At 64.4% G+C, this 24,962-nt stretch carries 26 protein-coding genes; 1 reads left to right on the top strand and 25 read right to left on the bottom strand.

Annotated elements, in window-relative coordinates; translation table 11 throughout:
• Positions 1 to 79: 79 nt before the first annotated feature.
• The 6 genes from ACI2KG_RS15160 to ACI2KG_RS15135 all read right to left on the bottom strand — a co-directional run bounded on the left by ACI2KG_RS15160 (position 80) and on the right by ACI2KG_RS15135 (position 7,527).
• Positions 80 to 1,372: an NAD(P)/FAD-dependent oxidoreductase gene (locus ACI2KG_RS15160; protein WP_404662473.1), complete on the bottom strand. Its 1,293-nt coding sequence runs from the start codon at positions 1,370 to 1,372 to the stop codon at positions 80 to 82.
• Positions 1,365 to 2,042 (bottom strand): peptidase S8 and S53 subtilisin kexin sedolisin, encoded by a 678-nt coding sequence (locus ACI2KG_RS15155; RefSeq protein ID WP_404662472.1) that lies wholly within the window; start codon positions 2,040 to 2,042, stop codon positions 1,365 to 1,367. The genes ACI2KG_RS15160 and ACI2KG_RS15155 overlap by 8 nt, the downstream gene beginning before the upstream one ends.
• Complete coding sequence (locus ACI2KG_RS15150) at positions 2,032 to 3,765, bottom strand: ABC transporter ATP-binding protein (protein ID WP_404662471.1); 1,734 nt, start codon at positions 3,763 to 3,765, stop codon at positions 2,032 to 2,034. Before ACI2KG_RS15150 ends, ACI2KG_RS15155 begins: the two co-directional genes overlap by 11 nt.
• Position 3,766: 1 nt before the next feature.
• Positions 3,767 to 5,677 (bottom strand): sigma-54-dependent Fis family transcriptional regulator, encoded by a 1,911-nt coding sequence (locus ACI2KG_RS15145; RefSeq protein WP_404662470.1) that lies wholly within the window; start codon positions 5,675 to 5,677, stop codon positions 3,767 to 3,769.
• 425 nt (positions 5,678 to 6,102) lie between these two features.
• Positions 6,103 to 6,330: a hypothetical protein gene (locus tag ACI2KG_RS15140; RefSeq protein WP_404662498.1), complete on the bottom strand. Its 228-nt coding sequence runs from the start codon at positions 6,328 to 6,330 to the stop codon at positions 6,103 to 6,105.
• Between the two features lie 192 nt (positions 6,331 to 6,522).
• Entirely contained in the window at positions 6,523 to 7,527 is a 1,005-nt protein-coding gene (locus ACI2KG_RS15135; RefSeq protein WP_404662469.1) for an RHS repeat-associated core domain-containing protein, read from the bottom strand.
• A gap of 370 nt (positions 7,528 to 7,897) precedes the next feature.
• Between ACI2KG_RS15135 and ACI2KG_RS15130 the strand changes: the two genes are divergently transcribed.
• Positions 7,898 to 8,134, top strand: a complete 237-nt coding sequence (locus tag ACI2KG_RS15130) for a type II toxin-antitoxin system HigA family antitoxin (protein ID WP_404662468.1) — start codon at positions 7,898 to 7,900, stop codon at positions 8,132 to 8,134.
• A 268-nt stretch (positions 8,135 to 8,402) separates the two neighbouring features.
• Here ACI2KG_RS15130 and ACI2KG_RS15125 read toward each other — a convergent pair whose 3' ends face one another.
• The 19 genes from ACI2KG_RS15125 to ACI2KG_RS15035 all read right to left on the bottom strand — a co-directional run bounded on the left by ACI2KG_RS15125 (position 8,403) and on the right by ACI2KG_RS15035 (position 24,955).
• The gene (locus ACI2KG_RS15125; RefSeq protein WP_404662497.1) at positions 8,403 to 8,642 is read right to left on the bottom strand and encodes a hypothetical protein; all 240 of its coding nucleotides are present in this window, start codon (positions 8,640 to 8,642) and stop codon (positions 8,403 to 8,405) included.
• 762 nt (positions 8,643 to 9,404) lie between these two features.
• Positions 9,405 to 10,256 (bottom strand): CsgG/HfaB family protein, encoded by an 852-nt coding sequence (locus ACI2KG_RS15120; RefSeq protein ID WP_404662467.1) that lies wholly within the window; start codon positions 10,254 to 10,256, stop codon positions 9,405 to 9,407.
• A 34-nt stretch (positions 10,257 to 10,290) separates the two neighbouring features.
• On the bottom strand, positions 10,291 to 10,704 hold the full coding sequence (locus ACI2KG_RS15115) for a curli assembly protein CsgF (protein ID WP_016487339.1): 414 nt from the start codon (positions 10,702 to 10,704) through the stop codon (positions 10,291 to 10,293).
• Positions 10,701 to 11,111 carry a curli production assembly/transport protein CsgE gene (csgE, locus tag ACI2KG_RS15110; protein ID WP_404662466.1) on the bottom strand — a complete coding sequence of 137 codons (411 nt, stop codon included), beginning with the start codon at positions 11,109 to 11,111 and terminating at the stop codon, positions 10,701 to 10,703. Before csgE ends, ACI2KG_RS15115 begins: the two co-directional genes overlap by 4 nt.
• A complete protein-coding gene (locus tag ACI2KG_RS15105; RefSeq protein WP_404662465.1) occupies positions 11,108 to 11,635 on the bottom strand; it encodes a type II secretion system protein in 528 nt (175 codons plus the stop codon). The genes csgE and ACI2KG_RS15105 overlap by 4 nt, the downstream gene beginning before the upstream one ends.
• Positions 11,610 to 11,984, bottom strand: a complete 375-nt coding sequence (locus tag ACI2KG_RS15100; RefSeq protein ID WP_400739565.1) for a type II secretion system protein — start codon at positions 11,982 to 11,984, stop codon at positions 11,610 to 11,612. Before ACI2KG_RS15100 ends, ACI2KG_RS15105 begins: the two co-directional genes overlap by 26 nt.
• A 5-nt stretch (positions 11,985 to 11,989) precedes the next feature.
• On the bottom strand, positions 11,990 to 12,469 hold the full coding sequence (locus tag ACI2KG_RS15095; protein WP_404662464.1) for a type II secretion system protein: 480 nt from the start codon (positions 12,467 to 12,469) through the stop codon (positions 11,990 to 11,992).
• Positions 12,466 to 14,331 (bottom strand): secretin N-terminal domain-containing protein, encoded by a 1,866-nt coding sequence (locus tag ACI2KG_RS15090; protein ID WP_404662463.1) that lies wholly within the window; start codon positions 14,329 to 14,331, stop codon positions 12,466 to 12,468. The genes ACI2KG_RS15095 and ACI2KG_RS15090 overlap by 4 nt, the downstream gene beginning before the upstream one ends.
• Positions 14,328 to 14,837 carry a hypothetical protein gene (locus ACI2KG_RS15085; RefSeq protein WP_404662462.1) on the bottom strand — a complete coding sequence of 170 codons (510 nt, stop codon included), beginning with the start codon at positions 14,835 to 14,837 and terminating at the stop codon, positions 14,328 to 14,330. Before ACI2KG_RS15085 ends, ACI2KG_RS15090 begins: the two co-directional genes overlap by 4 nt.
• Entirely contained in the window at positions 14,837 to 15,400 is a 564-nt protein-coding gene (gene pilO, locus ACI2KG_RS15080; protein ID WP_404662461.1) for a type 4a pilus biogenesis protein PilO, read from the bottom strand. The genes ACI2KG_RS15085 and pilO overlap by 1 nt, the downstream gene beginning before the upstream one ends.
• Positions 15,387 to 15,929 carry a pilus assembly protein gene (locus tag ACI2KG_RS15075; protein ID WP_404662460.1) on the bottom strand — a complete coding sequence of 181 codons (543 nt, stop codon included), beginning with the start codon at positions 15,927 to 15,929 and terminating at the stop codon, positions 15,387 to 15,389. The genes pilO and ACI2KG_RS15075 overlap by 14 nt, the downstream gene beginning before the upstream one ends.
• A gap of 1 nt (position 15,930) precedes the next feature.
• The gene (locus tag ACI2KG_RS15070; protein WP_404662459.1) at positions 15,931 to 16,710 is read right to left on the bottom strand and encodes a hypothetical protein; all 780 of its coding nucleotides are present in this window, start codon (positions 16,708 to 16,710) and stop codon (positions 15,931 to 15,933) included.
• On the bottom strand, positions 16,694 to 18,481 hold the full coding sequence (locus ACI2KG_RS15065) for a GspE/PulE family protein (protein WP_404662458.1): 1,788 nt from the start codon (positions 18,479 to 18,481) through the stop codon (positions 16,694 to 16,696). The genes ACI2KG_RS15070 and ACI2KG_RS15065 overlap by 17 nt, the downstream gene beginning before the upstream one ends.
• Before the next feature lie 60 nt (positions 18,482 to 18,541).
• Positions 18,542 to 19,075 (bottom strand): response regulator, encoded by a 534-nt coding sequence (locus ACI2KG_RS15060; RefSeq protein ID WP_404662457.1) that lies wholly within the window; start codon positions 19,073 to 19,075, stop codon positions 18,542 to 18,544.
• A gap of 249 nt (positions 19,076 to 19,324) precedes the next feature.
• Positions 19,325 to 19,966: a SurA N-terminal domain-containing protein gene (locus ACI2KG_RS15055; protein ID WP_404662456.1), complete on the bottom strand. Its 642-nt coding sequence runs from the start codon at positions 19,964 to 19,966 to the stop codon at positions 19,325 to 19,327.
• A gap of 12 nt (positions 19,967 to 19,978) precedes the next feature.
• Entirely contained in the window at positions 19,979 to 21,469 is a 1,491-nt protein-coding gene (locus ACI2KG_RS15050; RefSeq protein WP_404662496.1) for an ABC transporter substrate-binding protein, read from the bottom strand.
• 182 nt (positions 21,470 to 21,651) lie between these two features.
• Entirely contained in the window at positions 21,652 to 22,317 is a 666-nt protein-coding gene (locus tag ACI2KG_RS15045) for an SCO family protein (protein ID WP_404662455.1), read from the bottom strand.
• On the bottom strand, positions 22,314 to 22,982 hold the full coding sequence (locus ACI2KG_RS15040) for an SCO family protein (protein ID WP_404662454.1): 669 nt from the start codon (positions 22,980 to 22,982) through the stop codon (positions 22,314 to 22,316). The genes ACI2KG_RS15045 and ACI2KG_RS15040 overlap by 4 nt, the downstream gene beginning before the upstream one ends.
• The gene (locus ACI2KG_RS15035) at positions 22,979 to 24,955 is read right to left on the bottom strand and encodes a cytochrome D1 domain-containing protein (RefSeq protein ID WP_404662453.1); all 1,977 of its coding nucleotides are present in this window, start codon (positions 24,953 to 24,955) and stop codon (positions 22,979 to 22,981) included. Before ACI2KG_RS15035 ends, ACI2KG_RS15040 begins: the two co-directional genes overlap by 4 nt.
• Positions 24,956 to 24,962: the final 7 nt, after the last annotated feature.

Genomic DNA, 24,962 nt, shown 5'->3' with positions numbered 1-24,962 from the left:
ACTTGCACTGATTTCGAACTCACACTGTGCCTGTGGGAGCTGGCTTGCCGGCAATGGGCCGCACAGCGGCCCCAAGATCTCAAACCAACCCCTGCTCCAACAACCACCGCCGCACCATCATCTGCTGTTCACCCGCCAGGCCCGCCAACACTGCCTCAACCGGCCGACCACTGCGAATTTCCCGCACCACCGACGCCAATTCCACCCCCTGCAAATGCCACACCCCCAACGGCTGATCCGCCGTCACCACCACCTCGGCCTCATCCACCAGACCATCACGCAGTACAGGCCGCCGTTCTACCCGTATCGCATGCCAATCAGCTGCCTGATGTAATGGCTGCGCATCCGGCCAACCTTGGCGCCGATCCCAGAACGGCTGCCCCGCCCGACTCTGCTCCTGCCCGTAGAAATCCCGCCCGATCCGGGCAAAGCGCAAGAACAGCTGCTCGACCCGCTGCTGATGAAACTGCCGTGCCAATGCAGCCCGCTGGGGCCGGCGCAGCAACGTATTGATCACCACCGGCGCCTGCAACGCCGATGACAGCGACTGGAAAATCCCGTTGCCCGACAGCGGGTCAACCGCCATTGCGGCATCACCTACCCGTATCCAGTCGTGCCCGACACATTCGCCGGCCAGAATCGCAGTACTGCTGCGCGCATGTACCTGTGCAGGCTCTAACGCCTGCTCATCGAACAACTCAGCCACCTGCGCACTGCGGGCTCGGCGCTGCGCACAGTAGTCCGCCAACCCGGCCCTGCCCGGCAAGCCTGCGGCATCCAGGGTGACCTGCCAGTAGCAGCGGCCATCTTCCAGCCGCGCCATCCATGCCCAGCCATCTTTCAGGCTCTCCACCGCCGACGCCGGCGCACCGGGGCTACCCTGCCAGACATTGAGCAGGCTGACCGTCTCCGGCCCACGAAGGCGGTCTGCAGCCAGCGGTGCCTGGCGGCCCCGGGCCTCGACCAGGAAGTCGGCAGCCAATACCTGCCCATCCTCCAGACGAACACGATGACCACCCTCGTGAACGACCTCACGCACCCGCCCCTCGACCATGCTCACAGCTGCACGCTGAAGATCGTCGCGCAACGCCCGGTCAAAGCATTGCCGGTCGATCAGAAACTCCTGATTCATTTGCAGGTGCTGGCCATTCCAGCGCACTTGACGGCTGGCCGGCATCGAGGCCTGGCTCAAGGCTCCGCCAAGGCCAGCGTGACGCAGCCCTTCAAGCACCCGCAGGGAAACCCCTTCGACGGCCGCAAAGCGGCGCCAATCCGACACCACCGTCACGGCATAGCCCAGCCGCCGCAGGCCAATAGCCGTAGCTGCACCGGCAGGGCCAGCGCCCAACACCACAATGCGCGGTTCAACCATGGCTGGCACCTCGTCGCTCGGGGCCCTTGAAGGCCGCATGGTCACGCAGCCAGTCATGCACCTGCTGGCGGTCCATGCCCGGTTGATCACGCAGCAAGGCCGCAATCCTGCCGCTCAAGGCCGCACAGCCGAGGCTCGCCCCCGCCCTGCCGCCCTCGCCCACGTAACTGCCAAAATCCGCTTGCCGTGTACCCAGCCACGACCACTGGCCCGGTGCACAGCGGGCATCGCCGGTAATCCGGATGACCCCGGGGTAGCTGGCCGGGTATACCGGTCCACCCTGCGCAGGGCTGGAAGCGCACAACAGCACACCGGCGGCCAACGCCTCGGCGCAAGCCTGGTGCAACACAGGCCGATCCTGCTGCAAGCCAAGGCTGAGGTTGACCAACGTCGCCCCCGCCTCCATCAGCCACAGCAGCGCGGCTGCCACCTGCAAGGCACTGGTGCTGGCCTGGGCGCTGAATACCTGGGCCACCAACACTGGCACCGGCCCGGCCTCACGCTGCAAGCCAGCAAGCACCGCACTGCCGTGGCCAAGCTGGTCAGGCAGCATTGCACCTTCGCGCAACTGGCCGTCTTCCAGCCAGAAACGACGGGCACCCAGCAAATCACGGGCCTGCTCCTGCGAACAGCCACTGTCGATGACGCCAACGCGCAGGTCAGTGCCCATGCTTGATCACCTCCTGCGCCAGCACCTGCAATGTGCCGTCATGCAACTGCAAGTGCAGGTCGGCATCGGCCAAAGTCGAAGCGCGGTGGCTGATCAGGATGCGCGTACGGCCGGCGAACAATTCGTCGATAGCCGCGATCACCTCGCGCTCGGTAGCTTCGTCCACTGCCGACGTGGCTTCGTCCAGCACCAGGATCGCCGGTGCCTGCAATACCGCGCGGGCAATGGCGATGCGTTGCTTCTGGCCACCGGACAGCTGCTGGCCCCGCTCGCCCAGCAGGCCGTCCAGGCCCAGCGGCAAACTCTCGACCAGGCTATCCAGGCGCGCCAGGCGCACTACCCGCTCCAACGCTTCACGCGTGGCCTGGGGCACACCATAGGCAAGGTTCTGTGCCAGGGTGCCACGGAACAGCACAATGTCCTGGCTGACCACCGCGATACGCCGGCGCAACGCAGCAAGGTCCAGGTCGCGCAGGTCGACCCCGTCCAGCAGAATGCGCCCGGCGTCCGGGTCGTAGAAGCGCTGCAACAGGTCGATCAGGGTCGACTTGCCGACCCCCGAAGCGCCGCTGATGGCCACCTTCAGGCCGCCCGGCACGCACACCTGCACATTATTCAGCACTGCGCCCTGGCGCCCCTCGTGGGCAAAGCTCAGCGCCTCCAGGCGCAATTCGCCCGGGCCATCGGGCATGGGTTGCGGGTTGGCTGCCGGGCGCACCGCTACCGCCTCCTGCTTCAGTTCCATCACCCGCCCCAGGCTTACGGCCATGCGCTGCACCGCCACATACAGGCCCAGCAGGCTCTGCACCGGCCCGACCGCCATGCCCATGTAGGTGGAGAACGCAATCAGCGCGCCCAGTTGCCAGGTGCCGTGGATCACCCACCAGCCACCGACCAGGAACGCGCAGGCACGGCACCACGAGGTCAGCGTGCCGGGGATCGCCTGGGTAAAGAATTCGGTCACCTGCACCTTCAGCAACTGGCGCATGTAACCTTGGCCAAGTTGGTCCAGCCGCCCCGCCTCGCGGTGTTGCTGGCCAGCCGCCTGGATGAATTTCATCGCCGGCAGGGTCTCGACCAGGAACGACGACACATCCGCCGAGCGCTCGCGCAGGTTGCGCACTTCGCGCTCGACCTTGCGCCGCATCCAGCGCAGCCACAACACCTCGATCGGCACCAGCAGCGCCAGCAGCAACGACAGTTGCCACGACAGCATCAGCATCAATGCCACGGCCCCCACCAGGCCAATGACCGCCGACACCGCAGAAAACAGCGAGTCCACGGCAAAGCGCTGGATCTCCGCCACATCGCCGTCCAGCCGCGAAAGAATGTCGCCGATACGCCGCCGGCCGTAGAAGGTCGGCGACAACTGCTGCAGGTGGCGGTACAGGTCGTCGCGCAGGGCAAACAAAATGCGCCCCGACAAGCGTGTATGCAGGTAGCGGTTGACCCCGGCCAGCACGGTACCCAGCAGGCCGGCGCCAATCATGATCGCCGCCATGTGCCAGAGGGTCTGGTAGTTCTTGGCCAGCAGCCCCTCGTCGATCAGGGTCTTGACTAGCCAGGGTTGCGCCAGCGCCAGCAGCGAGGCCCCCAGCGACAAGCCGAGCAACAGGCCGATGGCGCGCCGGTGCGGGCGCACGAAACCATACAGCCAGGCCAACGCCTGGCGCATGAGTACAGGGTCGCTGGAGTCCACCAGCCTTGCGAACAGGCCGCCCACGTCAGCCGCGCAACTGTTTGAGCTTGCGGTACAGCGTGGCGCGGCTGATACCCAGTGCCTCGGCAGCGGCAGAAACGTTGCCTTGGTGACGCGCCAGCGCACCGCGGATCTGTTCCAGTTCGGTGTCCTTGAGGCTGCCGGAAGGCGCCGTGCTGCTGGCCAGTTCGTGCAGCAGGCAGTCGGTGAGGTGGTCGAGGGTCAGCACCTGCTCGCCGTCCTCACGCATGGCCAGTGCGGTGCGCACCACCATTTCCAGCTGACGGATGTTGCCAGGCCAGTCGAAGCCTTCGAGTAATGCGCTCAGCGCAGGGTCGAGGGTAACGCCGCGGGCTTCGGACTTGTCCAGCAGGCCCTGGATGATCGCAGCCAGATCATCGCGCTCGCGCAATGCCGGCAGGCGCAGCGACACGCCGTTGACCCGGTAGTACAGGTCTTCACGGAAGTGTTGTTCCTGCATGAGGCGCTTGAGGTCACGGTGGGTGGCGCAGATCAGCGCCACGTCGATGTCTTGTTCGTCACCTGCGCCCAATGGCGCTACGCGACGCTCCTGCAATACCCGCAACAGGCGCGCCTGCAAGGCCAGCGGCATGTCGCCGATCTCGTCGAGGAACAGCGTGCCGCCGTGGGCCTGCATCAACCGCCCGACCATGCCACCCCGGCGTGAACCGGTGAAAGCGCCCTCGCGGTAGCCGAACAGCTCGGACTCGATCAGCCCTTCGGGGATTGCCGCGCAGTTGACTGCCACGAACGGTTTATCTGCCCGGGGACTGGCCTGGTGTAAAGCACGCGCAACGACTTCCTTGCCGGTACCGGTTTCGCCCAGCAGCAGCACTGGCAGGCCATTGCCCAGCCCCTGGCGGGCCATGCGCAGGTTGCGCGCCAGGCGTGGGTCGCCACCGGCCAGCGCGTCCAGTGCCGGCGACTGCTTGCTCGACGCCGGTTTGCTCACCGGCGTGCTGCCGTTGACCCGCCCATGGCGTGGCAGCTGCAAGGCGCGGAAGTAAAACTCGCCTTTGGCGGTTTGCACACTGCTCACCCCGCCTTGCCATAGGCGGGCAATGAAGGCTGGCGAGCGTTCGCCCAACAGGTCAGTGCTACGCCGGCCGATCAGTTCATGGCGCGGCACCTGCAGCAGCTGGCAGGCACTTTCGTTTGCCGCCAGCACTTCACCGTCCAGGCTCAGCGCCAGCAGGCCATGCCAGGCACTGTTGAGGTACTGCGGGCGGCTGTGGAAGGCCAGCACCAGTTGTTCCGGATGGCACAGGCCGAACAGGCGGCTTTCGATGTTGCCGGCCGCCAGCATCAGTGTTGTCAGGCTGTCCTGTGGTTGCGCCATCACCCCTTCACGGGTGATGTCGAGCACACCGATCACCTCGCCACGCGGGTCGCGCAGGGGGACGGAGGTGCAAGAGAACGGGCTGAGGCGGTCGAGGTAATGTTCGCCGCAGTTGATCAATGTCGGGCGGCCTTCCACCACGGCGGTGCCGATGGCATTGGTGCCGCGCAGCGATTCGCTCCAGCAACTGCCCGGGTGCAGGTCGCGCAGGCCCTCGCGGCTGAGTACATGCGTCTGCCCCTCGATGGCCAGCACGTTGGCCTGGGCATCGCCGAGGATGACGATGCCCGCCTTGCCCTGGCGTGCGACCAGGTAATCCAGTTCCGGGGTAACGGCATCGACCAGCAGGCGGTTGCGCTCCAGCAGTATGCGCAGGTCATGGCCCTGCTCCAGGCCCAGGCCAACCTGTTCGCCTTGCAGGCAATCCAGGCCATGGCCAAGGCTGCGCCGCCAGGAGGCGTCGATCTCGTCGCGCAGCATGCCCAACGGCAGTTCGCCATCGCTGGCCAGTCTGAGGCGGGCCTGGCGGGATTCATGCAGCGGGTCGTGGGCGTTTGTTATTAGTTGTCGCGCCATTTTCTACTCCGGCTGTGCTCCGCAAGGTGGCGGGGTACGGGCTTGGGAATTTTCCGCAGTGTGCGGGAGAAATGGCGGGGCGTCATCTGGTTGATGGATCGCGTAGTGGCTGGGGGTGTATGGCTTGGGTTCTGGGTGGGGCTGACATCGAGCGCCGCCCGCGCGGCGCTTCGCGGGGCAAGCCCGCTCCCACATCTGTTTCGGGCCAATCACTGCTGTGAGTTCACCGCTGCCCGCCCTGTTTATTCCATTCGATATCGGCTGCGCCCCTGCTTTTCATCAATTTCCAGCCATACACCCAGGGTGCGCGCGCCAGAGGCACAGGCATAATTGGCCCGAAACAAATGTGGGAGCGGGCTTGCCCCGCGAAGCGCCGCGCGGGCGGCGCTCGATCTCACAGGCGCCGTATCTCTATCGCCAGGCGCTTAGACCGACACCACCTTCCCCCGCCCGGCCAGTTGCTGCCTCTCCACACCATCCAGCAACGCCTCCACCACCGCCTTGGCCGAATCCAGCCCATGGTCATTGCTCAACAACAAATCACGGCAGGTCCCCTTGGCCAGCTCCAGCGCCTTGAGGTTGGTTGCAAGCGCCGGGAGCCGCCACAAATCGCTACCAAACGAAAGGGTGACGGCTGTATGCAGGTTGGTCAACCGGGAATCAAGGAAACCGGCGCGCACGGAGGCGCCCCACGCACAGCCGCCATAAAACGAAACAGCCGGGCACAAAAAAAGCGCCAACTGTATCGCAGAGCGGGCGCTTGTGCGCCTTGATTGAGCGCGGGATACCAAATCCGGAAGGCCAACCCAAAACTCTGGTTATCTACCAAGAACAAACCGCCTATTTTAAGGGCGCCTTACCTCTACAGCCCGGACTATTAACTTATTAAAAGAGCGCTCATAAACTTTTCTTGACGCACCGTAATACTCATCGAAATCGACCCCTGCCTGCCAGGTTTGGGATTGCCTTCTGCGGACTTCAAACACCTGCGCCGGGCTCTTATGGAGATTTTCTCGCTCCTTAGAAAATCTTTCTGCCACAGAACGACGCCTCGAAAAATAAAACCCAGCTCCGTCCAGGTCGTTCCCACCGATTTGAGGCTTAATGCCAGCTTCCAGCGAGTTCTTAAACTTTTCAACAGAACCGTGATAACCTTCAAATACAGTGCCGTCGAGACTAGCCCGCGGATTGGCCCGAGGACTACCGGTTGGTGAGGTTATCACGTTGTTAGTGCCAGGCCCTTTGGTGACGGCGACACTGACCTCTCCATTGTACGCAACATTATTCGAGGGCTTTGACTTCGACTTGCCTCGAACAAAATTGAAGAAACGCGAGAATAGCTTTCCTATAGAAAAATGTCCGCTCGGATCTTGCAGGTTTATTGGATCACCTAAACAATAAGCATAAGAATTCAAACCACCGCGCGCAAATGGACTCATATTATCTGCAGAAACGAAACGCATCATGGCCGGACTGAAACCCCTATAGCCTTTCCCTAACAGATAGTTCTGCGTCATCAAATCTGGACGCTCACCATTAAAACCAAGGATGCTATTCGACCGGCTTGTTGCAGCATTGAAACCATAGGCAGAATATTGAGTGGTTTTCAACAGCGAGCCAACCAAAAATGTATTCAGCACTGACCCCTGCTGATCGCCCGCCAACAATACGGCAGAACATTCACCACCTTCACGGCGGTGTTGCGCCACTATCTGACCTCCCCCTTGAATAATTGAAACACCCGAGGCGCCCTGTAGTTCTGTAGACAATCGATTATTGCAGTAAAAAGATTGCAGCACACCGGCCTGCGGCTTTGCTTTATTACCTGTACCCGCTGGCCAACTACTCACTGATCTGACTGGTCCATATGACATAAAAGCGCTCCACTCTGAATTTCTGTCGCTTCAGTCTCTCAATTCAGATTCAGATCGCATACTGGTAAAAATGATAGTTTTACCCTGTCGCTAACTGTTCAATCCCTGAGACCCATGACGTACCGTAGAGAAGGCTATGGCAGTAGTGATTCAGGAAGCCAAACCTGCCACAACCGCCGCTCAATCCCCTGCGCCAGCAAATACCCCACCGCCGTCGACTGTACCCTTCGCTATATTGCAAAAGCGAATCAAGGGGTTTGCATGCGTGTGGTGACACACGCTTGACGAGCTGCAAGAAATCACTGGTTATGACGAAGGGCACCCGCGGGATGGCTTGGTGCAGTGCATGGCTAACCTGATCAGCGACTTCGATAAAAAGCACTTTCCCACCCCCGACGCCACCGGTGTCGAAGTGCTGCGTTCCCTGATGGAAGAGCACGGGGTCAGCCAGCGCGACCTTCCCGAGATCGGCAGCCAGTCGACCGTCGCCCAGCTGTTGTCGGGCAAGCGCAAACTCAACATTTGCCAGATCCGGGCGCTGGCCGACCGCTTTTGTGTGAACCCGAATGTGTTCCTTGGCTGACGTGGTCGCCACCGTCGGTGACCACCGACTCACTGACGATTACCTCTCGTGTACAGCCCCCATCCGCAGCAGCTTCCCTGGGTCTCGGGTTCGGTCTTGCGCCAAGTCCAAGTCGTTGCAGCGCAGTGATGAAAATAATATGTCGCCTGCACCGGCCTCTTCGCGGGCGCGCCCGCTCCCACAGGTCCTGTGCTGGCTGCAAGTTAGCGCTAAACCTGTGAGGGCGGCGGTGCGGTGATCTAATTCACCCGCGAAGAGGCCTTTGAGGTCAGGCGCCCGGCGTCAGCTTCCCCCGCCCGGCCAGTTGCTGCCTCTCAACCCCATCCAGCAACGCCTCCACCACCGCCTTGGCCGAATCCAGCCCATGGTCATTGCTCAACAACAGATCACGGCAGGTCCCCTTGGCCAGCTCCAGCGCCTTGAGGTTGGTCGCAAACGCGCCTTTCAGCAGCGTGGACAAATGCACCAGCGCATCTTCGTAGTCCACCCCCGAGCGCACGGCAAACAACGGCGGATGGCTGCATTCACAGGTAGAGAAACTGGAGGCCGCCGTGGTGGCGCGTACGGGAGGATCAGGTAAGCCTTTTGTCATTGTGTCGCTCCTTGATTCACGGGAGCCGCCACACAACGTGACCAAACGAATGGGTGGCGACTGTACGCGGGTTGGTCAACCGGGAATCAAGGAAACCGGCGCGCACGGAGGCGCCCCACGCACAGCCGCCATAAAACGAAACAGCCGGGCACAAAAAAGCGCCAACTGTATCGCAGAGCGGGCGCTTGTGCGCCTTGATGATTGCGGGTGACCAAACCCGGCTGCTGGACTTACAGCAGCGGGCAAAGATTACTGGTGTCGGGGAGGCGTTTCAAGCGCGGGGCATGAGCAGTAACACTTCTCTCGCCGGACTTCACTTCCTCACCCGCTGACGCGGTCGATGCTGGGGGAAATGGCTGGGCGTCATCTGGTTGATGGATCGGGGGATGTCTGGGGGTGTATGGCTCAAGCTTTGGGTTGGGGCTGACATCGAGCGCCGCCCGCGCGGCGCATCGCGGATAAATCCGCTCCTACATTTGTTGCAACGTGGCCATGCCTGTCAGGCCATGGTTGTCAGCCGGTTTGCAAGACTCAAGACCTGCACCAGGGCAGGCGACCATGGCGTAACAGGTTCGGCACGTTGCAACAAATGTAGGAGCGGATTTATCCGCGATGCGCCGCGCGGGCGGCGCTCGATCTCACAGGCACCAGATACCTCAAGCCAACCACCCAAGCCATTCACTGCGGCTGATTCTGGCTCAGATACTTGTCCACCGCAGCCTGCCCCGCCCCCGCATCCCCCGCCACCTGCCACAACCGCCGCTCGATCCCCTGCGCCAGCAAATGCCCCACCGCCGACTCGATCGCCGACAGCACGCACAGCTGCGCCGGTTCATTAGTGGTGTACCCCACCTCAGCCTCCAGCAGCTTCTTGAACTCGATGAACTTGAACACCCCGGCACTGCGGCCGACCGAGTAGATGGTCTTGCTGGTCATCACGTTGGCCAGCACCTGCCCGGTGCGCACGTCCACCGCGCGCAGGTTCACGGTCACCTGGTCGACGCGGTACTCGCGGGAGATGTCTATCCCCAGGTAACGGGCACCCTCGCCGCCGCTGCGCACGTTGGTGTCATAGGCGATGATGCCGCCCTCCAGCATCAGGTTGGCAGCCTGCAGCGGGGGCAACTCGCCCATGATGTTTTCCGCCACATCAGGCTTTTTCTGCGAAGCACGGATGATCTTGCGCTCGGTCAGCAGGTTTTGCAGGCCTTCACGCTCCAGCACCACGAACCAGCCGCTGGCACTCAGGGCGTCCATCAGCATGCTGGCCGCACCCTGGGTAACGCTGGTGGAAAACGAGCTGGCCGGGGTCGGCTTGTACTGCCCGGTCTGGTCGCGGAAGCCGTACACCACAGCCATCAGCCGGCCCTTGGGCCGGGGCATGTTGATCAGGTCGTAGTAGGTCGAGGCCCGAGGGGTCAGGGTCGGGGTTTCCGAGTCCTGTTCGGCCGACATGGGTTCGCGCAGGCTGCAACCACTTTGCAGGCCCAGGGCGGTGAGGATCAGCAGCGTGCTCAGCAGACGTTTCATGGTGTTCTCTCCCCAACATAAAAGCCCTTCCCTCTCAGGGGTTCAGGCCGCTGACCTCAATGATCGAAATTTCTCCAGTGGCACGATCGGTAACCTTGATGCTCAAGGCCCCGGAATCGTCGATGACGTCGATGAGAAACGCATCGGTCGCCATGCTGCCGGTGCTGCCGTTACTGATGTTGTCCAGCAATTGCGACAACATCCGCGACTCCAGCTGGTTGCTGAAGCGCTCCAGGGCCGTGGTACCGGTAAAGGCCGAGGCACGGTCCTTGAGGTCGGGGTCGTCGTAGTCGTTCTGCGCCTGGGCGTTGTTCAGCAGCCAAGTGCCATTCAACGGGTTGCCGCCAAACGCCGGGTTGACCGGGGTGTACACCAGCTCGGTGGCCTGGGCAGCACAAGCGCTGGCCAGCAGGCAGGCGGCGATGCAACGGGGTATGCGGTGGTTCATAGCTCGTCCCTCTCCAAGTCGGTGGTGTCCTGCAGCAGGCGTTGCAGCTTGCGTTGAATGATTTGCTGCTTGACCAGGTCCGCCGCTGCGACGGCCTCGTCTTTGAGTTCAGTGGTGTTCGGTGGCAGGAAGCGCCGGTACAGCACCTCGCGGTCGAACTCCACCGTGACCAGGCTGCCCCAGCGGGCATCCGGGCGCTCGCGCACCACCAGGTTGAAGTCCAGACGGCTGGTGGCGCGCAGGCGGTCGGCGAAGTAGTAGTAAAAGTCGTGACCGATGTGCGAGATGGTGTTGTCGACGATAAAACCCTGCATCTCGTCTTCCTCACCGGCCTTGGCCGACGTGGCCAGCACGGCCAGCACGGCCAGCAACAGCAGGCCCAGGTACAGCGCGGCCAGGCGGTTCATGGTGTGTCTCCCGGGCCGCTGTGGGTTTGTGCGCCGGCGGCGCTTTCGGTAAACGCCTGCTCGGCGACAAACTGCCAGTCGCTGTAGTGCTCCAGCCCCTCGAACCCGCTCCATTCGGTGCGAAAGCCACTGCGCTTGAACGGGGTTTGGTCCGAGCGGCTGTACACACCGGTGATGCGGCCGTCGATTGAGCGCAGCAGGCCCCACTCGTCGCTGTTGCTGATCGGGTCGGGGTACAGCCGGCGAATGTGCCGCTGGGCCTGCGGGAAGCGGTTGTCCTGCAGCAGGTCGGCAAGCGCCTGCGGGTACTGGGCCAGCCCCGGCGAGGCGCGGTAGTAGCTGCGCAGGGCCTGGGCATACTGGCTGCCGACCCACAGCAGCTGGCGTTCGCGGTCGCGCTGGGCGGCGCTGGCCCAGATGGTGCCGGTGGCGGCCAGGGCCACGCTGCTGACCGCAATCAACAGCAACACGCCCAGGTAGGTGAAGCCGCCGTCGGCCTTACCATTCAGCGAAGAGGCTGCCATCACGCGCCCTCCCTGTAGCACCGCTCTTGATATCAGCCACGCCGCCGGCCACGCCTTCAGGCGGCGGCACCAACTGCCAGGCATCGCTGCGCTCGGTGATTGGGTCGATCGGGGTATTGCGCAGGTAACGCAACTCGACCAGCTGTTCCAGCGAGTCGGGGTAGTGCCCGGTGTCGCCGTAGAAGTGGTCCAGCGACTCGCGCAGCACTGCCAGGCTCTGGCGCAAGGTGGCTTCGCGGGAGCTTTCCAGGCTGTTGAAGTAGCGCGGCATGGCGATGGTCATCAGCGTCGCGATGATCGCCATCACCACCAGCAGTTCGATCAGGGTGAAGCCTTTGCTGCGTTTCATGGCTGTCACCATTGCCCGTAGGGGATGTTGTTCAGGCCTTTGCCGCGGGCCTTGGAATACACATCGAATACGTCCTCGCCTTCGCGCGGGCTGTCGGGGCTGCTGTCGTAGGCGCGCAGGCCCCAGCCACCCTGGTCTTCGTCTTTGGCCGCCAGCAGCGGGTCGTGCGGGATGCGCCGCAGGAAGTAGAACTTGGCGCCTTTGGCGCTGCGCACATCACGCACGCCTTCCACCAGCACCTGCAGGTTCGGCGGGTAGCCGCTGGCATCCAGGCGCTTCTCGATGTAGCCGGCGTCGAAGGCGCGCTTGTAGGTGTCGATGGCGTCGCGAATCTGGTACAGCGCCTCGCGCAACTGCTGCTCTTTACCGCGGCGTACCACGGTTTCGGTCAGCGGCGCGGCCATGCTGGCCAGCAGGCCGAGCAATGCCAGGGTCAGCACCACCTCGATCAGGCTGAAGCCGTGCGTGTGGCGTCGGGCTTTCATGGCCGTGGGCTCCCGTTGACCGGGGCGACCGCCATCTGGCTATCCACAACCGGGGCGTCGGTGGTTGGCGCGTTGCCAGGTACGTCGATCGGTGGCAGCGGCGCCATCTGCCGTACCTGCATGGCCGACTCGGTGCCGGTGGCGAACTCCATGTCCGACGGGCTTTGGTAAGGCAGGTTGCGCACGATGCGCGGGGTAATTGCCAGCACCAACTCGCTCTTGCTCATGTCGTCCTTGTTGCTGCCGAACAACCGGCCCAGGCCAGGAATGTCGCCAAGGCCAGGAATCTTGTTGCCGCTGGCGTTGTGGTCGTTGCGCACCAGGCCGGCCAGCACCTGGGTTTCGCCATCGTGCAGGCGCAGGCTGGTCTGCGCGTTGCGGGTGTCGACCTGAACCGGGATGGTGCCCTGGCGGGTGGCTTCCAGCGGCGTGGCGTTACTGACCTCGAGCGCCACCTTGATCGCCACTTCGTTGTTCAGGTGCACGGTCGGTTGCACTTCAAGCTTCAGACCGACGTCCAGGTAAGTGACGCTTTCGGTGATCACGGGGCCCTGGGTGGACGGCACCGAGGTGGCGCTGATGATCGGGACCCGCTGGCCGATATGGATGCGCGCCTGCTCGCGGTTGCTGACGCGGATTACCGGGCTGGCCAACGTGTTGATGTCCTTGTCCTGGGCGTTGATCTTGGCCTGCGGTGCCGGCGCAATGCTGATGCGGCTGGAGTTGATGCCGCGCAGCTGGTCGAGCACGCTGACCGGGTTGCCATCGTCGCTCAGCACACCGAACGTGTTTGGCCATTGCAGGCCCAGGTCGAGAATGCGCGAGGTGGCCACTTCCATTACCTCCACTTCCAGCACCACCTCGGGGTTGGACTGGTCCTGCGACTGCAGCAGCTTCTCGGCCATGCGCACGGCATCCGGGGTGTCGCGCATGGTCAAGGTGTTAAGGCGCTCGTCAACGAACACGTCGCGGGTCTTGAGCATGGTCTTGACCATGTTCAGGGCGGTGTTGGCGTCGATGCTGGTCAGGTAGAAGGTGCGCATGACCAGTTCCTGGTAGTCCTTGGTCTTTTGCGGCGAGTCGGGGTAGATCATCAGGGTATTGTCGTTGACGATCTTCTGGCGCAGCTGGTTCTGCTCCAGCAGCAGCGCCACGGCGTCCTCGATGCGTACTTCACGCACGAAGATGGTGGCTTTCATGTCCGGGCGCAGGTCCTTGTCGAAAATGAAGTTGATGCCGGCCACCTGCGACAGCACTTCGAAGATGGTCTTCAGGTTGGCGTCGCGAAACTCCAGGGTCACCGGCCGCTCCAGCTTGCTGCGCAACTGCGGGAATGGCTGCGCGGTGCGCGCCTGGACGTTTTCGATGTCGCTGCGCAGGGTCATGCCTTTCTGGTTCTGCGGGTCCAGGCGCAGCACTTCGCGCATGTAGCGCTCGGCACCGAACAGGTCGCCCTGGCGCAGCGCCGCCTGGCCCAGGGCCACGCGCTCGTCGAGGGTGCGGATCAGTTCCAGCTGGCGGATACCCTCCTGGGCGCGGCGGTTGTTCGGCTCCAGGGTCAGCACCCGGCCATAGCCCATGCGGGCGCTGGCGAAATCATGGCGGACGCGGTCGGCATCGGCCTGGCTGATCAGCGCCTCGACGGCGGCCTGGCGGCTGTGGGCCAGGGCGATGTTCAGTTCGGTGTCGCGCGGGTCATCGCGCAGGGCCTCTTCCAGACGGGCGATGCCGGCCTCGTACTGGCCTTCCTTCATCAGCTGGTCGCTGTCCTCGCGTACGGCACTGGAGCCGCAACCGGCGATGGCCACGCACAGCGCCACCAGCAGGAACGGAGCAGGTTTGCACAGCTTTGACGACTTCATGGTGCGCTCCCTACAGACAAAGTCTGCGACTGATGCAAAGGCAGGTAGACCAGGTTCAACTCGCTGGCCGAGACATGGTCGAGGCGATAGGTGTCTTCGATGACGTCGCCCTGGCGCACGACGTAAAGCTTTTCGCCGTTCTGCAGAAAGATCTGCAGGTCGTCGCGTTCGCCCATGCGGCCGATGAACTGGAACGGCAAGGCAGGGGCGGTGGGTACCGGGGCTGCGACCGGGGCGGTGACAACGGGTTGTTCGGTGACGGTGGCCAGGGCTTGGGGTTTGGCCCATTGCTGGGTTGGGAACAGGTCGCGGGAGGCCTGTTCGGGCCTATTCGCGGGTGAACCCGCTCCCACAGGTTTGGCGGTTTGCACTGCCCCTGTGGGAGCGGGTTTACCCGCGAAGGCCGCGACGCCGTCGTCCTGCCCAAACCAATGGTCCGGCGCCCAGGCCAACACCGCACTCACGCCGAGGAAACCGGCCCAGATGACTGCACGTTGTGTGTTCATCATGACCTCGACAGGTAAAGGGTCATGCGCAGGCGGGCGTTCAGCTCGCTGTCGCCGATGCGTTTGCGTTGCAGCTCAAGGTCTTCCAGCACCAGGGTCGGCAGTTGCTTGAGCAGGCCCTTGAGGAAGCCGCGAATCTGCGGATAGCTGCCGCGTACCGGCAGCACGATCTGGTAGCGCGCCAGCTGGGTCTTGGGGTCGACGCCCAGGGCATACTCACCACGGGCCAGGCTGATGTGCTCGGCGCTGGCCAGGTGATACAGGCGTTCGATCAGCGCGCTGGCCTGGGGCTGGCCCGGCAACTGCTGGCGCAGGCTGTCCAGCGCCTGTTGCTCGGGTTTGACGGCAATCTTCAGCTCGCCGCGCTTGACCCGCTGCACCTGCACGCTGGCGTCCGCTTCGGTGGCACGCAGCTCACGCACGTTCTGCCACTGCGGCAGCACCCCGGCAGCCATCACGCCCATTGCCAGCAAACCGACGGCGACTGCCGCCAGGCCGACCGGGCCGACACGGCGCAGGCGTTCCTGAAGGATCAGGCTGTTCAGCGATTCAAGGGCGCGCATGGCCGGTCTCCCAGGTCGCAGTGAGGGTAAAGCGCACCGGGTGCTCGGGCTGCGCTGCCAGCACCTCGTGGTTGAGCAACGACACATCGCTGAGCTCGTCACTGGCGTCCAGCCGCTGGTGGTACTGCAGCATCGCTTCCAGGTTGCGCGCCTCGGCGGTAATGCGGACCTGGCCCTTGCGCGCGTCCGGGGTCAGGCCAAGCAGCGCAACGTCGTCCTGAGGCATGGCTTCGAGCATGGCGAACAGCTGTTGCCAAGGCCGTTGCAACTGCTGCGAAACGTTTTGCATCTGTGCCAGGCGCTCGGCCTGCTCACGGCTGGCGGCGCTGCTCAACGGCGCTGCAGTGGCCGGGCGGCGGCCCAGTTGCAGCTCCAGGCTGTGCACGCTGGCCTCCAGGTCGACCTGTTCGGCCTGCAAGTGTTGTTGCAGCAGCACCAGGCCGGCGACCACGGCGCTACCCAGGGCGAGCAGCGACCAGGCCAACGGGCTGCTGCGCCGGGGCTGGAATTCCAGGTCGAGGCGGCGCATGTCAGGCCACCGCCCGCCACATGGCGCACAGCGGGTCGGCTTCGCTGGCCGGCTGGCACAGCTGCACCGCCGCCAGTTGCGGCACGTCGCCCCGGCCCGGGGCATGCAGGTAGACCCGTGGCAGGTGCTCGCCGTACAGCTCGCAGGTGCGCTCGATCAAGGCCTGCAGGGCCTGGTCGCTGTCGGCGCAGCCCTGCGCCAGCACTTGCTGCCAGGCGCCACCGGCGGCCAGCAGCAACACGCTGCGGCGTGGCTCGGCCAGCACGAACAGGAAGTCGCCCTGCTCCAGCTGGGCCGAGCAGCGGTTGTAGGCGGCCATCAGGTACGGCTGCACCGAGCGCAGGTTCAGGCGGCTTTCCCGGCCCAGTGCCTGCAGCCGTTGCAGCAGCGCTTCGGGAAGCGCCGTGGCGATGCGCGCGGCGCCGGCAGGCTCTGGCGACAGCACGATGCGCCAGTCGTCCAGCGGCTGCCCATACAGGTTTTCGAAGCAGGCCCGGGCGTAGGCATCCAGCTCACGCGGGTGGCCGATGGCATCGCTCCAGGGCACCAGGCAGAAGCGGCTGTAACGGGCCGACAGCAGCACGCGCAACTGGGCACCGCGTACGGCATGCTCGGCCAGCAATGCGGCCAGTGCATCCACGGCGGCTTCCCAGGCCGGTTGTGCGGCATCGCAGCTCAACGCGCGGCTGCCCAGCCATTGGTGGTTGTTCTTGTGCCAGCGACCCAGGCCGACACCTTCGGCGCCGAGTACTGCGCAGTAACGGTCAGATGAATGTGACACGGTTGATCTCCTCAAGGGTGGTGCGGCCATCACGGACCAGGTCCAGGGCCGAGGCCCGCAGCAGGCGCAGGCCGCGCTGGCAGGCGGTTGTCTTGATCTGCGACAGGGGGCGGCGCTCGACGATCATCTGCCGCAGGTCGTCGTCCAGGTGCAGCAGTTCGGCGATGGCACTGCGCCCGCGGTAGCCGCTGCCACGGCACTGGCCGCAACCCTGGGCGCGGACGAACTTCCAGCCCGCCACGCCTTCGCGGGTCAGGCCCGAGCCGAACAGGGTGTCGTCGTCGTGTTCGCAAGGCGTGGCGCAGTGCGGGCAGGCCAGGCGGATCAAGCGCTGGGCCAGCACCGCGTTCAGGGCAGACACGAAGCTGTAGGGGTCGACCTGCATCTGGCTGAAGCGGCCGATTACATCGAACACGTTGTTGGCGTGGATGGTGGTGAACACCAGGTGGCCGGTAAGCGCCGACTGCACGGCAATCTGCGCGGTGTCCGGGTCGCGAATCTCACCGACCAGGATCTTGTCCGGGTCATGGCGCAGGATCGAACGCAGGCCGCGGGCGAAGGTCAGGCCCTTCTTCTCGTTGACCGGGATTTGCAGCACGCCGGGTAGCTGGTACTCGACCGGGTCTTCGATGGTGATGATCTTGTCCACGCCGTGGTTGATCTCGCTGATCATGGCGTACAGGGTGGTGGTCTTGCCGCTGCCGGTGGGGCCGGTGACCAGGATCATGCCGTAGGGCTCGGCGGCCAGCCGGCGCAGGGCGCGCAGCGTCTCGTCGGCAAAGCCCAGGGCCTGCAGCTGCACGCCGCTGACCCGGTCGGACAGGTCCTGCTTGTCGAGCACGCGCAGCACCGCGTCTTCACCGAAGATGCTGGGCATGATCGACACCCGGAAGTCGATTTGCCGGTCGCCCACGGCGACCTTGAAACGGCCGTCCTGGGGTACGCGTTTCTCGCCGATGTCCAGCTCGGCCATGACCTTGATGCGCGAGATCACCTGGTCGGCGAAGGCGCTGCCGCTGGCCTTGCCGGCGCCGTTGAGCACACCATCGATGCGGTACTTGATGGTCAGGCCCTGGCCGGTCATGCCCAGGTGAATGTCGCTGGCGTGCAGCTTGAGGGCGTCGTACAGGGTGGAGTTGACCAACTTGACCACGCGGCTCTGGTCTTCGCTGATGCTGGCCAGCGACAGGCGTTGCAGCGGGTCGCTTTCGCTGCTGGCCTCGGCGTCGTGGTCAAGGGCGTCGACGGCGTGGAAGCTTTCTTCGTGGCGGGCCAGGAAGGTGGCCAGTTCGGCGGCGTGGGCCAGGTACAGCGGCGCGCCTTGCAGCACGTCGTCGATCCAGGCCAGGCGGGCATGGTCGAACGGGTCGGCGAATACGCCGAGCAGTTGGCCGCCCTGCTCGATCACTGCGAATTCGCGCTTCAGGCACATGGCCAGGCTGACCTTGTCGAAGCGTGGGCTGCTGGCCAGCAGGGTGTGGCTGTCCAGCACCGGGTAGTGCAGGGTCAGGGCCAGGCGTTGGGTGAAGGTGGCCGGGGTGTCGCAGGCCAGGCGTTCCAGGCAGTTGAGCAGGCGCTCGTCGCTGGCTTGCAGGCGGGCCTGGGCCAGGAGGTCGCGGGGGTAGGCTTGAAGTTGTTTTGCCTGCCCAGGCCCAATCGCCGGCAAGCCAGCTCCCACAGGTACGCCACAGGTCTGAGGGCTGCATACATCCTGTGGGAGCTGGCTTGCCGGCGATTGGGCCGTAACAGTTGCATCGAGTACTTCTGGCATGGCCTGCGACTCCGCTCAGGGGCACGTCGCAGGCTGGCTCGGCCAGGGGTGCGGGCGCCGCTATTCCCCTGTGAGCAGTTGATCGTCGTCGGGCCCTGGCGGCTTGGCGCCATTACGGCGGCGGTCGGCCAATACCCAGCTTCCATCGTACAACTGCAGGGGGAACGATTCGTTCCTGTTCTGGCGTCGTTCGACGAACCCTTCTGCCGGGTTGTCCGTGGCCCTGCGCCGGCGCTCGATGCCCATCAGGTCGAAGATTGCACGGGCCAGTTCCGCCAACGGGAACGGCTTGAACAGGACATGGCTCACACCCAGTTCGGCGGCCCGCTCACGCACCTCGACGGTGGGGTGGGCGGTAATCAGCACGAAGTGGCACTGCCTGTTCTTGCGTACAGCCTCCAGCACCTTAAAACCTTCCATGTCGGGCAAGCGGTAATCCAGCACGACTACTTGCGGTGCCAGGCTTACAGCCTGATCGATACCACTGGCACCGTCGTGGGCAACATGAACTTCCAGGCCTTGCGCCTGCAGGTACGCTTGCAGGTTCTGCGCAAGAGTCTGTTCGTCATCGACTACCAATACTCTGTTCACCAAGGTCGACTCCCTAGAACTGCCCGGTTACCCGGTCTGCGAAGTGCGCCCTTGTACAGGCTTGAGCAGGCTTCGTGCCAGGCGTGAATAGTCATGTTGCACCACTGTAACTTACTGATTTTATTGGGGTGCCGGCCAGCACCGGAAAACTATTGGGCAGGCACACCCCGCCGGTTCCCCACATGCGGGGAAAATGATGGCACATTGCCAAACACCGATTCCCCAGCTTTGGGGGCAACCCCATCAGGCGCTTCAGTCAGCGACCTCCACTGTAGCGGATTCGCGCAAACGTTGGCGCACGAATTGACGCGCCTGCGCTTGTGTTTGACTGATGAGCAAGGCCCTGGCCAACACCAGGCCCTGTTCGCGTATGACCGAAGGGTTATCACTTTGGTTCTGCGCTCCTTGCAGCCTTACTCGGTTGGCATCATAAAACGCCTCCACCTGGGCCTGGCTCGGCGCGTCGACTGCGCTGAGCCGGGCATACACCTGCTGCGCCGCCATCTCGCGCCGGGTGTATTCAGTGTACTGCGCCCGATCGAAGCCCGCCTCTGCCAGACGCTGCTCGAAAATGGCCGGGCTGCCAAAGGCGGTTTCCACCTCACCGACGTGCGCCGCTACCTGCTCATCGCTGATGGCGATGCCTTGGCGTTGCGCTTCCTGCCACAGCAGTTCCTTGTCGATCAGCTCGTTCAGCGCCTGATCGCGCAGGCGCTTGTACAGGCTCGGGTTGCGGATACTGGTCAGCGCACGGCCCTGGGCATTCAGGTACTCGGCAAAATAGCGCTCCAGGCGCATCAGCTCGATCTCAACGCCATTGACCCGGGCGGCAGGCACGTCAGCCCAGCTTACCCGCGCCATCACCAGCAACAGGCACAACAATACAATACGCATGGCAACCTCCGTTCAAGGGCTGTCCGCTACTGGCCGGTAGGGGCTAACCGAGGTGAACTGCGGCCCCGGCAGGGCCACCGCCACCACATGCGCCCCGGCCATGCCCTGGCGGCGACCGGGGCCGAAGCCCAGTGCCGGGGTCAGGCCGGTGGACACATCGTGCAAGCCTTCCAGTGCGGCGATCAGTTGCTCGCGGCTGGCGTCGCGGCCAATCTGTTTCAGTGCTTCGCTCAACAGCCGCAGGGCGCACAGGGTATTGACCTGCAGCGACGCCTGGCGTGGGTCAAGGCCCTGACGCTGTTGCAGCCCGGCCAGGGTTGCCAGGCCTTGCGCGGTCCAGTCCTCCGGCACATACGGGTAAGCCAGGAACAGCCGTTGCGACCACTGTTCCGGCAGCCGCGCCACAGCCCCGGCTACCTGGCTGGAGGCGGCGAACAGGTAAGGTTGGCGGCCCGCCACCTGCAACGCCGTGGCCAGCTCGGCAAAGGCCTGGGCGCGGCCAAGGAAGACAATACCCTGCCCGCCCACAGCCTGGCCGTCGAAGGCCTGGATCGCGGGCGGTGTCCACCCCTGCTGCTGCAAACGTTCGCGCAGCTGCTCGGCCAAAGCTGCCTGTTCATTGCCGGCATACACCACGCGCAGGTCGCCGGGGGCCAGGCCCAACGCCGTGCGAGCATGGCCGGCCAGGCTCAGCAACTGCTCGGGCAGGCCGGGTAGCGGGTCGAAAATCTGCGTACTGCCGCCACTGCGCGGTGTGCTGCCAATCAGCGGTACGTTCTGCGGCGCCAGCAAGGCAGCCAGGCGCTGGTCGAGCATCGGCGCCAGTGGCGCGATCAGGGCGAATACCCGCTCCTGCTCCAGTAACTGCCGCATGGCGCGTTCGGCGCTGGCCGGGTCGGGACCTGGGTCGAGCACCACCAGCTCCAGGCGCCGGCCGTGGATCCCGCCTTGCTGGTTGAGTTGCGCCAGGCCATCTTCCAGCACCGCACGGATCACCTGCCCGGCTTCGGCAAGCGGGCCGCTGGCGGGGATCAACGTGCCCAGGCGCAGCACGCCTTCCTCTACGCCGGGGTCGCGTTCCTGGGCCAGACGCTTGAGGTAGGCGGTGAGATTGCGCTGGTCGGCCAGGGTCAGCTCGAAGCGTGGCATGGCCGGGTCCAGGCGGTTGCCGGCAGGGTCGACGCCCTGCTGGACGGCCCGGGCCAGGCTGCTGTCGGTGTAGGCCGGGTAACGGCGCCCATTGACCTCGCGTTTGCCCTGGCCGATTGCCAGGCGTTGCCAGTCGAGGCTGGGCGGGCGCACGCCGCCCTCGGCCCGGCCGCGGCCATCGCTGCCGTGGCAGCTGGCACAGGGCAGTACGCTGGCGGGGACGCGCATGTCGCTGGCGCCGACCCGGGCCTGCAGTTGTGCGTCGCTGTTGGACAGGCCTTCGCGGTAGAGGCGCTTGCCGGCTTGTTCGTGGTCGGTGAGTTCAAGGGCGAATGCCGAAGTGCCTAGTACCAGGCTAGTGAGCAGGGCCAGTATTGCCCAGATGCCTTTTTTAGCCTGTTCGGGCCTCATCGCCGGCAAGCCAGCTCCCACAGGGGTATCACAACCTTCAAGAGCGGTATCAACCCTGTGGGAGCTGGCTTGCCGGCGATGAGGCCAGCAGAACCAGCATAAAACCGTCCAGGTATTCATGCTGCTCACCGACCCGCCAATGGCTGGGTCAGCAGCTGCATGCGCTGGGCAATCGCCGCAGGGGGTGCATCCGGGCGGATCTTGCTCCAGCGCTTGCCGGCCACATCACCGGCAATCAGCTGCGTCGAATGCTGCTCGGGGCTGGGCAGGAACTGCCCAATGCGGCCAAGCACCAGGTCGACACTGGCCTTGTCGCCGGTCAGGAACAGCCAGTTCGGCCCATCCACTCCCTGCTTTTCGGCAAACGCCTTGAGCGCCTCAGGGGTATCGTTCAGCGGGTCGCTGCTGATCGACACAAAGGTCACCTGGCTGGCCAACTGCGGCCCCATCGCTTCGCGTACTTCGCGCAGCTTGCGGGTAATCAGCGGGCAGGCGTCGGTGCAGTGGGTGAAGATCACGTTGAGCATCACCACCTTGTCCTTGAGCACGTCGCTGTAAAAGCGCAGCTCGCGGCCGTTCTGGTCTTTCAGCACGGTGTCGGTGAACCAGGTCTGGGCATCGCGGGTACCGCCGCCACTGGTCATCGCCTGCGGCGCCGGCTGCGGCGCAGGCGCCTGCTGGCCATGGCCTTCGTGGGCAAACGCCACCGACGCAAGAATCCACAGGCAGCCGCCCAGTACCAGCCAGTCGAAACCCCGCATGCCCGCGCGACGAGCGCTTGCTGTGCTCATGGTTGCACCTCGTGGTGGTCGGCAATTGCCGTGCTCTTGGCATGTACCCGGCGGGCGCTGAGGCGGTTGATTTCCTCGATCAGTAGCCCAGGGTCGGTGAAGCCGTAGTAGCGCGTCCAGTGCCCGCTGCGCCCGTCACCCACCAAAATCAGCGGCGGGTGCTGGCTGAGGTCGGCGCTGAAGCTGCCCAGGCCCTTGAGGGTTTCGGTGATGGCGTATGGGGTGCCGGTCAGCCAGCTCCAGCCTGGCCCCTTCTGGAAGGCCTTGGCGTAGTTCAGCAGGCGCTTGGCGTCGTCACGCTGCGGATCGACGCTGATCGACACCAGGCGGATTTCCTCGCCCACCCGGCCGCCCAGTTGCTGCTGGACCTTGCCCATGATCGATGACACCACTGGGCACACGGTGGTGCAGCTGGTGTAGATAAAGCCCATGACCACCAGGTGGTCGCCAACCAGGTCTTTCTCCAGGCGCACCGGCATGCCGTCCTGGTTCAGCAACGACACATCGGCAAAGCGCACGCTGGCCTTTTCCTGATGCGCTGCTGGCGGTTGCTCGGCATGGCCGCTGTGGTCGTGGCCGGAGTGGGCCAGGGTCAGGCTGCTGGGCAGTACCAGGCTCAGCGCCAGGCTCAGGGCCAACAGTGTGAAAGCATGCTTGGCGTTCATCGCACATTCCTCACGTCAGTCTGGGAAGCGTTGCTTGCTGCGGCCGGCAGGACGCGCAGGCTGGTGTAGTTTTCTTCGGAAAACCTGTGCCCCAACGAGGGCGACTGCACATGCAGGTACCAGGCGCCGGCCTCGGGCAGGGTCAGCGCCGCCTGGTACACGCCCTCGCCCACTTCCTGCAGCTGCAGGTTGCGCGCCATCGACGAGGGTGCCAGGAAGTAGCGCAGGCTCAGGTCGTTCAGGCCCAGGCGTGGCTGGCCGTCGTCACCGACAATGCGCACCCGTGCAGTGAGGTTGCTGTGCTGCGGCAGTGGCTGGTCAAGGCCGATGAACTCGGCATGTGCGCCTTTGCGCTTGCTGGCGTTGGGCGCTTCTGCCACCTCGGTGCTGAAGCAGTGGATGATCTGTGGCTGGTTGAGCAGGAAGGCCACGTCGAACTTGCCGGCGGCGGGCAGCTTCACCGTCGAGCCGTACACCCCGGGGGCCACCTCACGCAGGCTGCGGTCGACGACAATGGCGGCACGGGCCTGGTGGCCGCGGTTGTTGTAACCGGACATCGGCGCGTTCATGCCTTCGGCGTAGAAGTAAGTGGTGTTGTCCACCGGGTTGACCACGAACACCGAATTGTCATCACGCGACACCGACAGGCCCTGTGCCAGCGGCAAGTTACCGGCCTGGCGCGGTGCCGCCGGGCCTGCCTCGAAACTTTGCACGATAGGCGTACGCCCTTCACCCAGGCTGGCCAGGTTGATCATGCTGACCTTCGGCGAAGCCAGGCCACGAATGTAGGCGTAGCCTTTGGTAAAGGTCAGCTGGTAGGGTTCGGCCGCCACCGCAATGGTGTGGATCAGCTTGTCGGTGCTGGCGTCGATCACCAGGGCCTGGTTTTCCAGGGTGTTAAGCACGACACCGTAGCGCCCATCGCTGCTGAAGCGCATCGGCCCCAGGCCCTGCGTGGCCTTGACCGTGTGGCGCAACTGCTGGCTACGGGCATCGAACACGCGCACGTTGCCCTCTTCGCCATCCACCACATACACCGCCTGGGACAACGCCGAATAGCTGACCGACAGCGGGTGCGGGCCAACCTTGAGAGTCTTGACCAGGCGCAGTTCAGGGATGTCGATGACGCTCAGGGTGCCGCTGTCGCGGTTGCTGACGTAGGCATAGCGCGAGTCAGCGCTGAAGGCGATTTCGTGGTGCCCGCTGCCAGTATTGAATGTTTTCAGCATGCTGCGGCTGGGCACATCGATGACGGTAACCCCACCCTTGGCCGCATCGCTGCTGTTGTTGCCCACCCACAAGCGCAACTGGTCAGGCTGCAGGGCCACGCGCAAGGGCTGCTCGCCAGCATCCATGTCGGCCACCCGGGTGAAGGTTTCGGTGTCGATCAGCGCCACCTTGCCGCGCTCGGGAATCGACACGAACACCTGTTTGTCGTCGGTGGTGGCCACCCAGTCCATCGGCCGCCCGGGCAGGTCGATGCGCGCCAGGGTGCTGGTCACGCCGCCCACCGACACGGTCGGGTCGATCACCGTCAGGCTAGCATCGTTGTTCAGCACCAGCAGAAAGTAGCTGTTCAGGTCGAGCAGCGGCCTGGCGCCGATGCTGCTCTTGAGAAACAGCGCGACCCGCGATTTGCAGCTGTGTGCGCGGTCGCCCAGGGGGGCTGACTGCGCCGGGTCGATCCACGCCCCCGGGGCCATGCCCGACAGTGGCTGGCCGCTGGCCTGATCGCTGACCTTGAAACGGATATTGGCGAAACCGCCTTCCTGCAGCGAGCCCCCGGCCAGCGGCCGGGCCTCGAATTCCACGGTCACGCCGTCCCGGCTGAGCCGGTGCAAGGCCTGCGGGTCGGCAGGCTCCTGCAACAGCTCACGGGGGTCGCACCAGAGCTTTTCATACGCCACGCCCAGGCCGATCAGCGCAGCCCCCAATATTACCCCCAGGTAAGCAGGGCGAGTCTTCTTGTTCATGCTCGCG

It is taken from the genome of Pseudomonas sp. NPDC089407 (genome assembly GCF_044900445.1).
Taxonomy (GTDB): domain Bacteria; phylum Pseudomonadota; class Gammaproteobacteria; order Pseudomonadales; family Pseudomonadaceae; genus Aquipseudomonas.
Note: the sequence above shows the minus strand (reverse complement) of the source record. Positions and strands in the feature narration are given on the sequence as shown.

Bases quoted from the DNA above. Each gene is read 5' to 3' on its own strand.
- ACI2KG_RS15160 (WP_404662473.1), bottom strand. From the start codon at position 1,372: ATGGTTGAACCGCGCATTGTGGTGTTGGGCGCTGGCCCTGCCGGTGCA.
- ACI2KG_RS15155 (WP_404662472.1), bottom strand. From the start codon at position 2,042: ATGGGCACTGACCTGCGCGTTGGCGTCATCGACAGTGGCTGTTCGCAG.
- ACI2KG_RS15145 (WP_404662470.1), bottom strand. From the start codon at position 5,677: ATGGCGCGACAACTAATAACAAACGCCCACGACCCGCTGCATGAATCC.
- ACI2KG_RS15130 (WP_404662468.1), top strand. From the start codon at position 7,898: ATGGCTAACCTGATCAGCGACTTCGATAAAAAGCACTTTCCCACCCCC.
- ACI2KG_RS15120 (WP_404662467.1), bottom strand. From the start codon at position 10,256: ATGAAACGTCTGCTGAGCACGCTGCTGATCCTCACCGCCCTGGGCCTG.
- ACI2KG_RS15115 (WP_016487339.1), bottom strand. From the start codon at position 10,704: ATGAACCACCGCATACCCCGTTGCATCGCCGCCTGCCTGCTGGCCAGC.
- csgE (WP_404662466.1), bottom strand. From the start codon at position 11,111: ATGAACCGCCTGGCCGCGCTGTACCTGGGCCTGCTGTTGCTGGCCGTG.
- ACI2KG_RS15105 (WP_404662465.1), bottom strand. From the start codon at position 11,635: ATGGCAGCCTCTTCGCTGAATGGTAAGGCCGACGGCGGCTTCACCTAC.
- ACI2KG_RS15100 (WP_400739565.1), bottom strand. From the start codon at position 11,984: ATGAAACGCAGCAAAGGCTTCACCCTGATCGAACTGCTGGTGGTGATG.
- ACI2KG_RS15095 (WP_404662464.1), bottom strand. From the start codon at position 12,469: ATGAAAGCCCGACGCCACACGCACGGCTTCAGCCTGATCGAGGTGGTG.
- ACI2KG_RS15090 (WP_404662463.1), bottom strand. From the start codon at position 14,331: ATGAAGTCGTCAAAGCTGTGCAAACCTGCTCCGTTCCTGCTGGTGGCG.
- ACI2KG_RS15085 (WP_404662462.1), bottom strand. From the start codon at position 14,837: ATGAACACACAACGTGCAGTCATCTGGGCCGGTTTCCTCGGCGTGAGT.
- pilO (WP_404662461.1), bottom strand. From the start codon at position 15,400: ATGCGCGCCCTTGAATCGCTGAACAGCCTGATCCTTCAGGAACGCCTG.
- ACI2KG_RS15075 (WP_404662460.1), bottom strand. From the start codon at position 15,929: ATGCGCCGCCTCGACCTGGAATTCCAGCCCCGGCGCAGCAGCCCGTTG.
- ACI2KG_RS15065 (WP_404662458.1), bottom strand. From the start codon at position 18,481: ATGCCAGAAGTACTCGATGCAACTGTTACGGCCCAATCGCCGGCAAGC.
- ACI2KG_RS15055 (WP_404662456.1), bottom strand. From the start codon at position 19,966: ATGCGTATTGTATTGTTGTGCCTGTTGCTGGTGATGGCGCGGGTAAGC.
- ACI2KG_RS15045 (WP_404662455.1), bottom strand. From the start codon at position 22,317: ATGAGCACAGCAAGCGCTCGTCGCGCGGGCATGCGGGGTTTCGACTGG.
- ACI2KG_RS15040 (WP_404662454.1), bottom strand. From the start codon at position 22,982: ATGAACGCCAAGCATGCTTTCACACTGTTGGCCCTGAGCCTGGCGCTG.
- ACI2KG_RS15035 (WP_404662453.1), bottom strand. From the start codon at position 24,955: ATGAACAAGAAGACTCGCCCTGCTTACCTGGGGGTAATATTGGGGGCT.